Origin of the sequence: Bacillus cereus group sp. BfR-BA-01331, from assembly GCF_022663915.1 — a bacterium.
Taxonomy (GTDB): domain Bacteria; phylum Bacillota; class Bacilli; order Bacillales; family Bacillaceae_G; genus Bacillus_A; species Bacillus_A mycoides.
The window spans coordinates 418,184-430,857 of record NZ_JAKUGJ010000001.1 but is presented as its reverse complement, the minus strand read 5'-3'; the positions used below and the strand labels follow the sequence as shown (position 1 = coordinate 430,857).

Genomic DNA, 12,674 nt, shown 5'->3' with positions numbered 1-12,674 from the left:
GTGTTTTTTTACTTAAACCAACCTTTTTTATAAAACCAAGCCATCATTCCGCCGCCAATTAATGCCATTAAAATTAAGCAAATAAAATAACTATACTTCCCGCCAAGCTCTGGCATATGTGCAAAGTTCATGCCGTATACCCCTGCAATAAATGTTAACGGCATGAAAATAGTTGAGAAAACAGTTAATGTTTTCATAATATTGTTCATATGGTGGGAATTCAACGAAAAGTAACTATCTCGAATATCTGCTGTTAATTCACGGCTCGCTTCAATCATCTCTGTCAGTTTAAGCAAATGATCATGTATATCTTTAAAATAAATTTCATGATCGCTTATACCGTAAAAACGTGTTGAATTTAATATACGATACAATAAATCACGCATCGGAATAATCGTACGCCTTAGCTTAGATAAATCTGCACGAATATCAAATACTTCTTCTAGCACACTTCCTGCTGTCTCACCCGTTAAATTATCATCAATTGCATTTAAATGGTCTTCAATGTAATAAACAGGTGCGAAATAATCATCTACAATTTGGTCAATAATTGTATGTGCTACATGCAAAGGGCTCTTCTTAATACGTTTCTTTTCACCGAGCGTTTTCCATACTCTTTCAATCGCATTGTTATGAGAGAAATGGAAAGAGACTATATATCGATCACTAATAAATAAATCGATTTCATGCGGTTCTAATCCGTCTTCTCCGAATGCATGAAGAACTAAAAAGTTATATCCATCATAAAAATCTACCTTTGGTCTCTGTACATACTCTACACAATCTTCAATTGCAAGGGGATGGAACTTGAAGTGATCTTGTAAAATATATGTATACTCCTCTTTCGTTGGCTTATATAAATCAAGCCAATACCATATGATGTTCTCTTTTTTCGTTTCTTCTAGCGAAACATCATATAAAACTTCATTTTTTTTCGTTATTGCACAAATTCTAATCATAATTTCACCCATTACTATTATAAACAAAAAATAGTAAAAAAAGCCAAGGAGAAATCTCCTCAGCTTTTTTTATCCCGCTATTTGCGGGCAGTAAGACCCCTACCTCAAAATTCAGCGAAAGCAAAGAAGTTAGGTCTGGGTCGGGCTGCCCGTAAATGCCCGATTGGTGAAGGCTAATAATCAGTGGGGATAAAGCCCCCACTGATTAAAGTTTCACTTTATTACTTCGTTACAATACCGTGTACTAAAGTTGGTGCATCTACGTGATCTTTAGCGATTTTCATGTTCTCATAAATTTTCGCTTTTACGTCTTCAACATTTTCGCGGTTTGCGTAAATTGTAACAAGAGAGTCACCTTTTTTCACGCTATCGCCTACTTTTTTGCGAAGCATTAGACCAACTGCTAAATCAATTTCAGACTCTTTCGTTGCACGCCCTGCTCCTAAAAGCATTGCTGCTGTTCCGATTTCATCTGCAACGATTTCCGATACGTAACCGTCTTCTTTCGCTTCCACTTCAATTTTAAATTGTGCTTGTGGCAATTTAGAAGGATCATCAACAACAGATGCATCGCCGCCTTGCGCGGATAAGAACGTTTTAAATGATTCTAGCGCTTTACCATTGTTCATTACTTCAATTAACTTTTCACGTGCATCTTCTAAAGATGAAGCTTGTCCAGCAAGGTACACCATCTGGCTTCCAAGTGTTAAACATAACTCTTCTAAATCTTTCGGTCCCTTACCTTGTAATGTATCAATTGCTTCTTGTACTTCTAATGCATTACCAATTGCTTCACCAAGCGGCTGACTCATATCAGAAATAACCGCCATCGTATTACGACCAACATTATTACCGATGCGTACCATTGCTTCTGCTAAACGCTTTGCATCTTCATCCGTTTTCATAAACGCGCCTGCTCCAGTTTTTACATCAAGAACAATTGCATCTGCACCAGCAGCAATTTTTTTACTCATAATCGAGCTTGCAATAAGCGGAATTGAGTTTACTGTTGCCGTTACATCACGAAGTGCATACAATTTTTTATCAGCCGGTGTTAAGTTTCCACTTTGACCGATAACAGCAATTTTATTTTCATTTACAAGACGCATGAATTCATCATTTTCAATTTCCACATGGAATCCTGGAACTGCTTCTAATTTATCAATTGTGCCACCAGTATGTCCTAGACCTCGTCCAGACATTTTCGCAACTGGTACACCTAAAGCAGCTACTAATGGACCTAATACAAGTGTCGTTGTATCACCAACTCCACCCGTTGAATGCTTATCTACTTTTACACCTTCAATGGCTGATAAGTCAATTGTATCACCGCTATTTACCATTGCCATCGTTAAATCTGCACGTTCTTGATCATTCATATCTTGGAAGAAAATTGCCATTGCAAGTGAACTCATTTGATAATCTGGAATACTACCATTTGTGTATCCTTCAACGATAAAGTTAATTTCTTCTGTCGTTAATGCATGTCCATCACGTTTTTTTGCAATTAGGTCCACCATTCTCATTGTGAAGTCACCCCTTCATTTGTTTTACAATTGCTTTTACTAATGCTAAGAAATTAGCTTTAACACGTTCTGTCGTTTCAATTACTTCATCGTGGTGAAGTGGTTGATCTAAAATACCAGCTGCCATATTTGAAATACAAGAAATACCTAGTACTTTCATACCTGCATGACGAGCTACAATTACTTCTGGTACTGTTGACATACCAACTGCATCTCCGCCAAGTGTACGAAGCATACGAATTTCAGCAGGTGTTTCATATACAGGACCTGTCATTCCAACATATACACCTTCTTGTACTTTAATATTTAAATCTGCTGCAACTTGTTTCGCCATTTCGCGAAGTTCTGGCGTATATGATGTAGACATATCAGGGAAACGTACACCCATTTCAGAATCATTTGGTCCGATTAATGGGTTCGTACCCATGAAGTTAATATGGTCTGAAATTAACATAAGATCACCTGGTTCAAATGATGTATTTACACCACCAGCTGCGTTCGTTACAACAACTGTTTCTACACCTAGTTCTTTCATAACACGAACTGGGAATGTTACTTTTTGCATATCGTATCCTTCGTAGAAATGGAAACGTCCTTGCATTGCTACTACTGTTACACCTTGAAGTGTACCGAATACAAGTTGACCTGCATGTCCTTCTACAGTTGAAACCGGGAATTCAGGGATTTCACTGTATGGTACTGTTACTGCGTTCTCGATTTCATCTGCTAATACACCTAGTCCAGATCCAAGGATTAGTCCTACTTGTGGTGTCTCTTGAAATTTCTCTTTTAAGTATGAAGCTGATTTTGTAATTAGTTCACGATTCATCTGTTTATCCCCCTATTTCTTTAGCTCATTTAAGAAGCTTGTTCCATGTTCTGGCATTTTAACATTAAAGTTTTCTGCTACAGTTGCACCAATATCAGCAAATGTTTGACGAAGTGATAACTCTTGTCCGCCTTCTTTCATGCTTGGGCTATATGCTAATAACGGTACATATTCACGTGTATGATCAGTACCAGGATGTACTGGATCATTACCATGGTCTGCTGTAATTAATAATAGATCATCTTCTTTTAGTTTTTCGAATACTTCTGGAAGACGTGCGTCATATTCTTGCAATGCTTCTCCGTACCCTTGTGGGTCACGACGATGACCAAATAAGGCATCAAAGTCAACTAAGTTTAAGAAGCTAATACCTGTAAAGTCCATATTTAATGTATCTACAAGCTTGTCCATTCCATCCATATTTGATTTCGTACGAAGTGATTCAGTTACACCTTCTCCATCATAAATGTCAGCAATTTTACCAATAGCAATTACATCATAATCGCTATCTTTAAGTTCATTCATTACTGTGCGACCAAATGGTTTTAACGCATAGTCATGACGATTTGGTGTACGTGTGAAGTTTCCTGGCTCTCCAACGAACGGACGAGCAATAACACGCCCTACCATATACTTCTCATCTAATGTTAATTCACGTGCGATTTTACAAATTTTATATAGCTCTTCAAGTGGTACTACTTCTTCATGAGCTGCGATCTGTAATACACTATCAGCAGAAGTGTAAACAATTAAAGAACCTGTTTCCATTTGTTCTTGACCAAGCTCAACAAGTACCTCTGTTCCAGAAGCTGGTTTATTACCGATAATTTTACGACCTGTCTTTTCTTCTAATTCATCAAGTAATTCTTTCGGGAATCCTTCAGGAAACACTTGGAATGGTGTATCAATGTAAAGGCCCATGATTTCCCAGTGACCTGTCATTGTATCTTTACCTGTAGACTTCTCTTGCATTTTTGTATAATATCCAAGCGGTTTCTCTACTTTAGAGATTCCTTTCATTTCACGAATATTACCAAGGCCTAATTTCACCATGTTTGGCATGTGTAATCCATTCATATGTTCAGCGATATGACCAATTGTATCAGAACCTAAATCACCAAACTGCTCAGCATCCGGTGCTTCACCGATTCCCACAGAGTCCATTACGACTAGGAAAATACGTTTATATTTATTCATAACTGCAACCTCCTATATGTTCAGTTCTACTTCTTGTAGTATGTTCAAAACGCTATAAAGTGAAACTGTTATCAATGGGAATTATCTTTCGTCCTCATTATTAAACAGTACTGCTTTAAATCATTCTCTAACTTTTTCGTTTTACTTTCAAACGAATAAAAAACATTTCTAGGTTTTTCTAAGTCAGATGTCAGACATCTGATATTGATATCATAACATGTTTACGCTTTCTTTTTAATACATTTTCGTAGAATTCCTCATTTTCTTTACCCTTCTATTGTAATCCATTCTGCAAAGAAGTGCTAATCATTTTATAACATATTTCCTAATATAAAAATAAAAAGCAGCTCTAAAGAGCTACTTTTTATTTTACTTCTACTGTTTCTTCTTTATGTTCATGTAGTTCACCTTTTCTTACATGAACTTTCACTTTATAAGCACCGTTCTCTTTGAAAGTATGTTTACTTTCATACTCCCCTTTATTCCCTTCTTTCGCCGGAATAAATTCGTGTTTTTCAACGCCGTCTTTCCAAATCTCAAGTTGTACTTCAGCACCAGTTAACGCTTCTTCTTTTTGTTTTAAATGAACCTTCATTGTTGACTCAGCATTTGCTTTAATATCACCAGCCATAAGATGTATCATCGTATCACTTTTATGATCCCCATGGCCTTCTTCTTTTTTCGCATCTTCTACTTTCGCATTCCCTACAGTAACTTTTTCTTCTGGCATAGTGTGCATATCACGTGCATTTGTATGAGGAATAATATGATATACTCCATCAGTTTCAAATGTTTTCTCTACTGCATAAACACCTTTTCCTTTATGCTTACCATCTAACATCTCGTGTTTCTCGTCGCCATCTTTCCAAATCTCAAACTTTACGTCATCAGCATCCGTTACTCTTTCTTTTCCTTGTGTAACAAGTGCTTGTACTTCTGTTTTTTCACCAGGTTTAATTTCTTTCGGATTCGTTTGAACCGCTACTTTTATAGCTTCAAGTTTCTTTTCTTTTTTCGGTTCTTCTTTGTTTGTATTACAGCCAGCCAATGCTAGCATCGCGATAAATAATGTAATAATAAGTTTTTTCATCTTCATTTCCTCCTTCATACTTTCCTTAGTATAGAGGAAATACATTGTAATATTCTAGTCTTCTGCTGAAAACAATGTACGAAATGTTTGTGAAGTTTCTGTGAAATGGTTCACTCTTCTTAATCTATGAAAAAAGAGCATAGTGACTATGCTCTCGGATGAAACTGTTTATATACATCTTTTAATCTAGTTTTTGAAACGTGCGTATAAATTTGTGTCGTCGAAATATCTGCATGTCCAAGCATTTCCTGTACAGCACGTAAGTCTGCCCCATTTTCTAATAGATGCGTAGCAAAAGAGTGACGCAACGTATGCGGTGTAAGCTCTTTTGCAATATTTGCTTCTTTCGCTAGCCGTTTTAAAATTTTCCAAAATCCCTGTCTCGATAATCGATTACCATGATGGTTTAAAAAGAGCGCATCTACTGCTTTTTTACCCATCAATTCTCTTCTTCCTTTTTCAATATACTTTTGAATCGCTTCTGTCGCTAAGCTTCCTAGTGGAATAATTCTTTCTTTGTTCCCTTTCCCGATACAGCGAACAAATCCCATCGTTAAGTGCACATCTTCTAAATTTAATGCAATTAATTCTGAAACACGAAGTCCTGTTGCATACAACAACTCTAACATTGCCTTATCACGAATCCCAAAAGCACTTGCCGTTTTCGGTGTTTGAAGCAATGCTTCCACTTCGTCGATTGATAATACTTTTGGTAATTTTCGTTCCCCTTGTGGCGTTTCAATATGTACCGATGGGTCATGCTCCACCGCTCGTTCACGAAGTAAAAATTGATGAAACGAACGAATCGATGCAATATGACGCGCCAATGTTTTTGAAGATTTCCCGTTTTCTTTTAAATGCTGCAAAAAGTTAACAATATGCAAGCGTGTCACTTCATGAAACGTCTTCGTTTGTTCTACATTTTGCAAATACTTCACATAGCTTTTTAAATCGCGTTCATAAGATACAACTGTATTTTTCGCTAAACCTTTTTCAACAATCATATAATGAATAAAATCTTTTAATTGATCTTCCAATCTACACTACTCCCCATTTTCATAGAAAAACATCATTCTATTTACGAAAGCATCCTTTTCCGGCTCCTCATTCCCTGATACTTTTTCTACAGTCTCTTCTTTTGGCTTTTCATAACGATGGTAACTTTCATATTCTTCATTTATCCATAGTATAGCGAAATAAAACAAAATCGTACAACTTGTAAATAATAAAAATACTTTCATCCCATCAAAAGTTAATTTTAAAGCTCGGCGCATTGTAAATTCCTCCAAAATATAAGTTATTACAACATATGCCAAGCTTTCACCAATTTATACCTTATTCAAATAAAAAACCTCTTCCTAGTTAAATAGGAAAAGGTTATTTTTCATCCGTTTCATTTTCTTGACAATTTTTACAAATCCCATGGAATGTTAAACGATGATCTTTCACCTTAAAGCTCCAGTCTCGTTCCACTTTATTCTCCACTTCACCAAGTAAATCTTCTTGTATTTCTTGTACAGCACCGCATTGTGTACAGATTAAATGATGATGGAAACGCTGTGCACCTTCTTGGCGTAAGTCATAACGCGAAACACCGTCTCCAAAGTTAATTTTATCGACAACTTTCAACTCTGACAATAACTCTAAAGTTCGATAAACGGTTGCTAATCCGATCTCTGGCGACTTTTCTTTTACAAGGAGGTATACATCTTCTGCGCTTAAATGATCTTCTTCATTTTCTAGCAGCACACGAACTGTTGCTTCACGTTGTGGTGTCAATTTATAGCTCGCTGCATGTAATTGCTTCTTAATTCGTTCAATTCTTTCTTCCATTCGGTACTACTCCCTCCTCGCCACTCTTACACCATTATATCAGAAGAAGGGCTCCTGTCAAAAGAAAAACAATAAAAACAAATTGATAATTATTCTCAAAAAGTATTTATTGTTTGTTAATAGCCTCCACAACTTCTTTCATTAAAACTGGTGATGCATACACTTCGACACTGGAAGCAATAGCTAATACCGCTCCAATCACGAGAAAAAAGCATGTATAGCGAATTAATAACGGTAATAGTGGCTCAGTTATTTTCCGAATAAATTGATGCCTAATCATGCGTAAGGAAAAGCTTGCAGCAATTGTTGTCATTACGAGAAATACAGGAATTATAATTAAATTTTGTGGCAATACAGATACAAATGCTAATAATAGTCCATTCCATCCGTGCTGACTTACTAAAAAACCTACTGTAAATCCAACAACTACCCCTTTTAAAAATAGTAAGATAAAAATGAGCGGCAACCCAATAATTGAAATCCCCAAAATCCAAATAAAGCCGATATATTTTAATTGCGAAAAGTAACTTTCTCGGAACATTTCGCCTGCGACAGCAAATTCTCCTTTAGAAACTTGTCCAAAAAAACGCTGTAAATAAAATGATAAATCTTGCTTTTGGTTTATTTGTAAACTATTCACAAGAATCGCTCCAAATATTACTCCCATCAGTAATAAAACCGCATTAAATATATATAGTGAAGAATTTTCCTGTATGTGAGACATTACACGGTCTTGCCACGTTTTTCGCCACATTTTCCTTCCCTCCGTTCACACTCTTACTAAAAATGTATGAAAGAAAGAAAAAAAGTATGACGAATTAGCATTGAAATTCCGCTCTACTTTGCTAAACTAAAAAGTAGAGAATAGGAGGGATTTCTCTTGAAACCATTATTATTAGATTTTCCAACATTATTTCAAACTGAGCGCTTGCAAGTACGTAAGCCGTTTCCAGGTGATGGAACAGAGGTATATGAAGCAATCCAAGCTTCGCTAGAAGACTTATTACCATGGATGCCAATTACAGCTGAAACAGAAGAACGTGCTGAAGAAATTGTTCGCGAAGCTCACGGACAGTTTTTACTTCGTGAAACACTTGATTTCCACTTATACGATAAAGTATCTGGTACATTCATCGGAGCTATTACGCTCAAGCCTGAAAACTGGGATATTCCAAAGTTTTCACTTCACTTTTGGCTACATAGCGCTTATACAAAGCATGGCTATATGACAGAAGCCATTAAAGGTGCGATTCAATTTGCATTTGATAAACTAGGTGCTAGAAGAATTGAAATTCGTACTGATGCAACAAATATAAACGCATGTAACTTAGCAGAACGTCTAGAATTTATTTTAGAAGGTACAATGGAAAATGATTTCCTAGCACCCGATGGCAGCTTACGCGATGCACGTGTATATGCAAAAATCAACTAAAAACACTCGCCTTAGGCGAGTGTTTATTTTTGTAATTGTAAATATTGTACTGCAAACATCGTCTTAGCATCATGTATGCGAAGGTCTTTCATAAGATCAATCGCTTCTTCTAATGACACTTCCATTAATTCCACAAATTCATCTTCATCTAAAGCTGCTTTATTTTCTTTTTGTTTTAATCCTGTCGCTTTATATACATATAAAATCTCATCTGCAAAACCAGGTGATGTATAGAAAGATGTAATAAGCTCCATATTTTCACATACATATCCTGTTTCTTCTTCTAATTCACGAACTGCTGTTACCTCTGGCTTTTCCCCAGGTTCTAACTTCCCAGCAGGAATTTCCACAATTGCCTTTTCGAGAGCTTTACGATACTGCTCAACGAGTACAATTTTCCCCTCATCAGTAATAGCAATAATAGCAACTGCCCCAGGGTGATTTACGATTTCACGTTTACTCATTTCTCCATTTGGTAATACTACATCATCAACACGAACTTTTATAACTCTACCATCAAAAATCGGTTCAGTTTTTACTGTTCTTTCTGCAAGATTACTCATACTACTTCATCTCCCTGTTCTATTTCCTAATCGTTCTTCATACATTTTACCACATTGAAAGGAGCGTGATAGAAATGAAAGTTTACATTTTACCAAATCGCGTCACTTTAGTCGGCAAAGCATGGCAAATTCGTCATAAGCTAAAACAATATGGCAAAGAGTATAAAACTGTACAAGAGTGGATTACAGCAAATAAAAAGTAAACGTTTGTCAACCTCCTTCCCCTTTCGTACAATAAAGGTAAGGAGGTTGACCTATGAAAAAACGTCAATTAGGAAACTCAGATTTATATGTTACGGAAATTGGATTTGGCTGTATGTCTCTCGGTGCATCTGAGGCTGAAGCTATGCGTATTATCGATGAGGCAATCGATTTAGGAATTAATTTTTTTGATACAGCGGACTTATACGATTATGGATTAAATGAAGAATTTGTTGGAAAAGCTCTGAAAGGAAAACGCGACCAAATTGTTCTTACAACAAAGGTTGGAAATCGATGGACAGAAGAAAAAAACGGTTGGTCTTGGGATCCTTCTAAAGCTTATATAAAGGCCGAAGTAAAAGAGAGTTTACGTAGACTTCAAACAGATTATATTGATTTATATCAACTGCATGGCGGGACGATTGAAGATCCTATAGATGAAACAGTTGAAGCCTTTGAAGAATTAAAAAAAGAAGGGATTATTCGTCATTATGGTATCTCTTCTATACGTCCAAATGTCATTCGTGAGTATGCAAAACGATCAAATATCGTTAGCATATTAATGGAATACAGCCTTTTAAATCGTCGCCCTGAAGAATGGTTCCCGCTTCTTAATGAACAGCAAATTAGCGTTATTGCTCGCGGACCACTTGCAAAAGGGATTTTAACTAACAATAATGCAAGAAAGATAGAAAGAGTAAAAGAAAAAGATTACCTCTCTTATTCTTACGATGAGTTATATTCGACACTCGCGAGTGTAAAAGAAATAATCGGGGAAAGCTCTTTAACAGGAACAGCTATTCAATATTGCTTACATAACGAAACTGTTGCAGCTGTTATACCTGGTGCAAGCTCTATTCAACAATTGCAAGAAAATATACAAGCTAGCCAACAGTTATCTTTAACAAAAGAAGAATATGTACAACTTCAAAAGATTGTTAAGTATGATTCATATGCTTTGCATCGCTAAAATATTGATACCGATAAAAGCAAAAGACTGCCCCCCAACACTAGGCGGCAGTCTTTTTTTATAACGTATCATATTTATCAGGATTCGTTCCTACATGTAAATTACGATTTAACGTATTAATTTGATCCATCTCTTCTTCAGTTAATGAGAAATCAAAAATAGTAAAGTTCTCTTTAATACGAGATGGCGTAACAGATTTAGGAATAGTCACAATCCCACTTTGAATATCCCACCTTAATATAACTTGTGCAGGTGACTTTTCATATTTTTTAGAAATATCCTGAATAATTGGATGCTGGAATACTTCGCCGCCTCTCATTAAAGGACTCCACGCTTCCATCTGAATTTGCTCACCTTGACAGAAATCACGCAATTCAAATTGCGCTAACATTGGATGAAGTTCAACTTGGTTGACCATCGGCTTCACTTTACAATTTGGTAATAACAGTTCTAAATGATGTTTATGAAAATTAGAAACACCAATCGCGCGCACCTTACCTTCTTCATATAGCTTTTCTAAAGCACGGTACGTATCAACATACTTCCCTCTTATCGGCCAATGGATTAAATATAAATCTACATACTCCATTTGTAATTTCTTTAAACTTTTTTCAAACGCCTCAAGCGTCTCCTCGTACCCTTGATCGTCGTTCCAAACTTTTGTTGTAATAAACAAGTCTTCTCGCGGGATTCCAGATTCACGAACCGCTTCTCCGACACCGCTTTCATTTTCATATACAGTTGCTGTATCAATCGAACGGTATCCAACTTCTAACGCTGTTTTTACTGCTTGTTTAACTTCGTCGCCTTCTTTCGCTTTATAAACGCCTAGACCAATCATCGGCATTTTCACGCCATTATGAAGTGTAGTTGTTGGAATATGCACAGTCGTTCTCCCTTTCAATGTTACATTTTTTATAAACCACCACTTTATTTCAACAAGATTTATTCAAAATGTCAAAACATACGTACAGTTTACATAATAATTTTATACCCCTTTAGAAAATAACATGAACTCAGTCGTTCACGTAACTTTCTATCCATTTCTTCGCTTTTTCATCAACATTACGTACAAATTCATTTTTTCCTTCTGTATACAACGTGCCATCATATGTATATTTTTCAGCTAGTTCTTTCTTTAAAGTCGCATACGCTTCTGCTTCTTCACAATGAGCCATCATATAATCACGAAATGCTAAATGCCTTACTATCTCAGGATTTCCTTTTTCAAATACGTGTAAGTGATACGAGCGTTTTTCCTCAGTTCCATGAATAAAAAAACGACGACCTGAAATACCATTTTCCCCTTTCACGATGTAACCAAGCTCTTTAAATCGTTCATTCCAATGATCTACTCTGTCGATACTTTCTACTTCCATGATCATATCAATAATAGGTTTAGCTGCTAGTCCTGGCACTGACGTACTTCCAATATGATGGATTTTTACCGTTTCTGGCATCGCCGATTTTAATCTTTCGGCCTCCATTTGAAATTTCTCACTCCAATGATTTTCATACGGAACGACTACAATTTTCCTCATTCTAACTCCCCTTTTCTTATAAACTCGTCAAAAAAATGATCAGTGGCATTTCACTGATCATCTTTTTATTATTTAAAGTCTTTCCAAGTAAGGCTACTTTCACTTAACAGTTCTTCAAATGATTTATTCTTTTCACGTTCTTTTTGTTCTTTACGCTTTCTTTCTTGTTCTGCTGCCTCTTTTTTCTCTTCTCTCGCTTGCAACTCTTTTTTCTTATTCTTTAATTGTTGCATTAACGAATCGTTCAATTGATCACCTAGTGTAAGTGATTCTTTCTCTGGTTGATTCATTTGAGAGTGTCTTTGTGTTTGTCTTTGCTTCTTTTTCTTCATACTATTCACCTTTTACTTTTTTCTCCATTATAGAGGATACACGGCGAAATCGACAATAAAAAAGGTTCCCTACTCTATTATTTATCTTTTGTAAATATGTTAATTTTTCGAAAAAACTAAATTTTTATATGGATATAATCCTAGTAATCTATTAAAATTATGTCGTATGATGTCAGATTATAAAAAAAGGAGAAATTAATT

The 12,674-nt window shown here is 36.0% G+C and carries 16 protein-coding genes; 3 read left to right on the top strand and 13 right to left on the bottom strand.

All coding sequences use genetic code 11. The features are described from left to right. Positions 1–8 precede the first annotated feature (8 nt). From corA to spoIIM, 9 genes are all read right to left on the bottom strand, one after another. Positions 9–971 (bottom strand): magnesium/cobalt transporter CorA, encoded by a 963-nt coding sequence (gene corA / locus MR155_RS02270; protein ID WP_002067031.1) that lies wholly within the window; start codon positions 969–971, stop codon positions 9–11. 209 nt (positions 972–1,180) lie between these two features. Beyond that, the gene (locus MR155_RS02265; RefSeq protein ID WP_002067030.1) at positions 1,181–2,485 is read right to left on the bottom strand and encodes a pyrimidine-nucleoside phosphorylase; all 1,305 of its coding nucleotides are present in this window, start codon (positions 2,483–2,485) and stop codon (positions 1,181–1,183) included. Positions 2,486–2,492: 7 nt separating this feature from the next. After that, positions 2,493–3,314 (bottom strand): purine-nucleoside phosphorylase, encoded by an 822-nt coding sequence (locus MR155_RS02260; RefSeq protein ID WP_001078443.1) that lies wholly within the window; start codon positions 3,312–3,314, stop codon positions 2,493–2,495. 12 nt (positions 3,315–3,326) lie between these two features. After that, positions 3,327–4,511: a phosphopentomutase gene (gene deoB / locus MR155_RS02255; protein WP_002014935.1), complete on the bottom strand. Its 1,185-nt coding sequence runs from the start codon at positions 4,509–4,511 to the stop codon at positions 3,327–3,329. 364 nt (positions 4,512–4,875) lie between these two features. Then, entirely contained in the window at positions 4,876–5,601 is a 726-nt protein-coding gene (locus MR155_RS02250; RefSeq protein WP_061674471.1) for a FixH family protein, read from the bottom strand. A gap of 146 nt (positions 5,602–5,747) precedes the next feature. Beyond that, positions 5,748–6,638: a site-specific tyrosine recombinase XerD gene (xerD, locus tag MR155_RS02245; protein WP_002067028.1), complete on the bottom strand. Its 891-nt coding sequence runs from the start codon at positions 6,636–6,638 to the stop codon at positions 5,748–5,750. A gap of 6 nt (positions 6,639–6,644) precedes the next feature. Then, on the bottom strand, positions 6,645–6,875 hold the full coding sequence (locus tag MR155_RS02240) for a YqzK family protein (RefSeq protein WP_002088473.1): 231 nt from the start codon (positions 6,873–6,875) through the stop codon (positions 6,645–6,647). 103 nt (positions 6,876–6,978) lie between these two features. After that, positions 6,979–7,434 (bottom strand): ferric iron uptake transcriptional regulator, encoded by a 456-nt coding sequence (fur, locus tag MR155_RS02235; protein ID WP_000392654.1) that lies wholly within the window; start codon positions 7,432–7,434, stop codon positions 6,979–6,981. A gap of 106 nt (positions 7,435–7,540) precedes the next feature. Further along, positions 7,541–8,188 carry a stage II sporulation protein M gene (spoIIM, locus tag MR155_RS02230; protein WP_002014939.1) on the bottom strand — a complete coding sequence of 216 codons (648 nt, stop codon included), beginning with the start codon at positions 8,186–8,188 and terminating at the stop codon, positions 7,541–7,543. A 126-nt stretch (positions 8,189–8,314) separates the two neighbouring features. Here spoIIM and MR155_RS02225 point away from each other — a divergent pair, with 126 nt between their 5' ends. Then, positions 8,315–8,866: a GNAT family N-acetyltransferase gene (locus MR155_RS02225; RefSeq protein WP_002033881.1), complete on the top strand. Its 552-nt coding sequence runs from the start codon at positions 8,315–8,317 to the stop codon at positions 8,864–8,866. A 23-nt stretch (positions 8,867–8,889) separates the two neighbouring features. Here MR155_RS02225 and MR155_RS02220 read toward each other — a convergent pair whose 3' ends face one another. After that, positions 8,890–9,429 carry an NUDIX domain-containing protein gene (locus MR155_RS02220; RefSeq protein WP_002014941.1) on the bottom strand — a complete coding sequence of 180 codons (540 nt, stop codon included), beginning with the start codon at positions 9,427–9,429 and terminating at the stop codon, positions 8,890–8,892. 74 nt (positions 9,430–9,503) lie between these two features. Here MR155_RS02220 and mciZ point away from each other — a divergent pair, with 74 nt between their 5' ends. Together mciZ and MR155_RS02210 are read left to right on the top strand one after the other, a co-directional pair. Then, positions 9,504–9,632 carry a Z-ring formation inhibitor MciZ gene (mciZ, locus tag MR155_RS02215; RefSeq protein ID WP_219303483.1) on the top strand — a complete coding sequence of 43 codons (129 nt, stop codon included), beginning with the start codon at positions 9,504–9,506 and terminating at the stop codon, positions 9,630–9,632. 53 nt (positions 9,633–9,685) lie between these two features. Continuing rightward, positions 9,686–10,600 carry an aldo/keto reductase gene (locus MR155_RS02210; RefSeq protein ID WP_002088476.1) on the top strand — a complete coding sequence of 305 codons (915 nt, stop codon included), beginning with the start codon at positions 9,686–9,688 and terminating at the stop codon, positions 10,598–10,600. A gap of 58 nt (positions 10,601–10,658) precedes the next feature. On the opposite strand, the gene MR155_RS02205 is transcribed toward MR155_RS02210, so the two are convergent. From MR155_RS02205 to MR155_RS02195, 3 genes are all read right to left on the bottom strand, one after another. Further along, a complete protein-coding gene (locus tag MR155_RS02205) occupies positions 10,659–11,486 on the bottom strand; it encodes an aldo/keto reductase (protein ID WP_002165107.1) in 828 nt (275 codons plus the stop codon). A 130-nt stretch (positions 11,487–11,616) separates the two neighbouring features. Further along, positions 11,617–12,141: a GrpB family protein gene (locus MR155_RS02200; RefSeq protein WP_219303484.1), complete on the bottom strand. Its 525-nt coding sequence runs from the start codon at positions 12,139–12,141 to the stop codon at positions 11,617–11,619. Between the two features lie 68 nt (positions 12,142–12,209). Then, a complete protein-coding gene (locus MR155_RS02195) occupies positions 12,210–12,473 on the bottom strand; it encodes a YqkE family protein (protein ID WP_219303485.1) in 264 nt (87 codons plus the stop codon). Positions 12,474–12,674: the final 201 nt, after the last annotated feature.

Bases quoted from the DNA above. Each gene is read 5' to 3' on its own strand.
- corA (WP_002067031.1), bottom strand. From the start codon at position 971: ATGGGTGAAATTATGATTAGAATTTGTGCAATAACGAAAAAAAATGAA.
- MR155_RS02265 (WP_002067030.1), bottom strand. From the start codon at position 2,485: ATGAGAATGGTGGACCTAATTGCAAAAAAACGTGATGGACATGCATTA.
- MR155_RS02260 (WP_001078443.1), bottom strand. From the start codon at position 3,314: ATGAATCGTGAACTAATTACAAAATCAGCTTCATACTTAAAAGAGAAA.
- deoB (WP_002014935.1), bottom strand. From the start codon at position 4,511: ATGAATAAATATAAACGTATTTTCCTAGTCGTAATGGACTCTGTGGGA.
- MR155_RS02250 (WP_061674471.1), bottom strand. From the start codon at position 5,601: ATGAAAAAACTTATTATTACATTATTTATCGCGATGCTAGCATTGGCT.
- MR155_RS02240 (WP_002088473.1), bottom strand. From the start codon at position 6,875: ATGCGCCGAGCTTTAAAATTAACTTTTGATGGGATGAAAGTATTTTTA.
- fur (WP_000392654.1), bottom strand. From the start codon at position 7,434: ATGGAAGAAAGAATTGAACGAATTAAGAAGCAATTACATGCAGCGAGC.
- spoIIM (WP_002014939.1), bottom strand. From the start codon at position 8,188: ATGTGGCGAAAAACGTGGCAAGACCGTGTAATGTCTCACATACAGGAA.
- MR155_RS02220 (WP_002014941.1), bottom strand. From the start codon at position 9,429: ATGAGTAATCTTGCAGAAAGAACAGTAAAAACTGAACCGATTTTTGAT.
- mciZ (WP_219303483.1), top strand. From the start codon at position 9,504: ATGAAAGTTTACATTTTACCAAATCGCGTCACTTTAGTCGGCAAAGCA.
- MR155_RS02210 (WP_002088476.1), top strand. From the start codon at position 9,686: ATGAAAAAACGTCAATTAGGAAACTCAGATTTATATGTTACGGAAATT.
- MR155_RS02200 (WP_219303484.1), bottom strand. From the start codon at position 12,141: ATGAGGAAAATTGTAGTCGTTCCGTATGAAAATCATTGGAGTGAGAAA.
- MR155_RS02195 (WP_219303485.1), bottom strand. From the start codon at position 12,473: ATGAAGAAAAAGAAGCAAAGACAAACACAAAGACACTCTCAAATGAAT.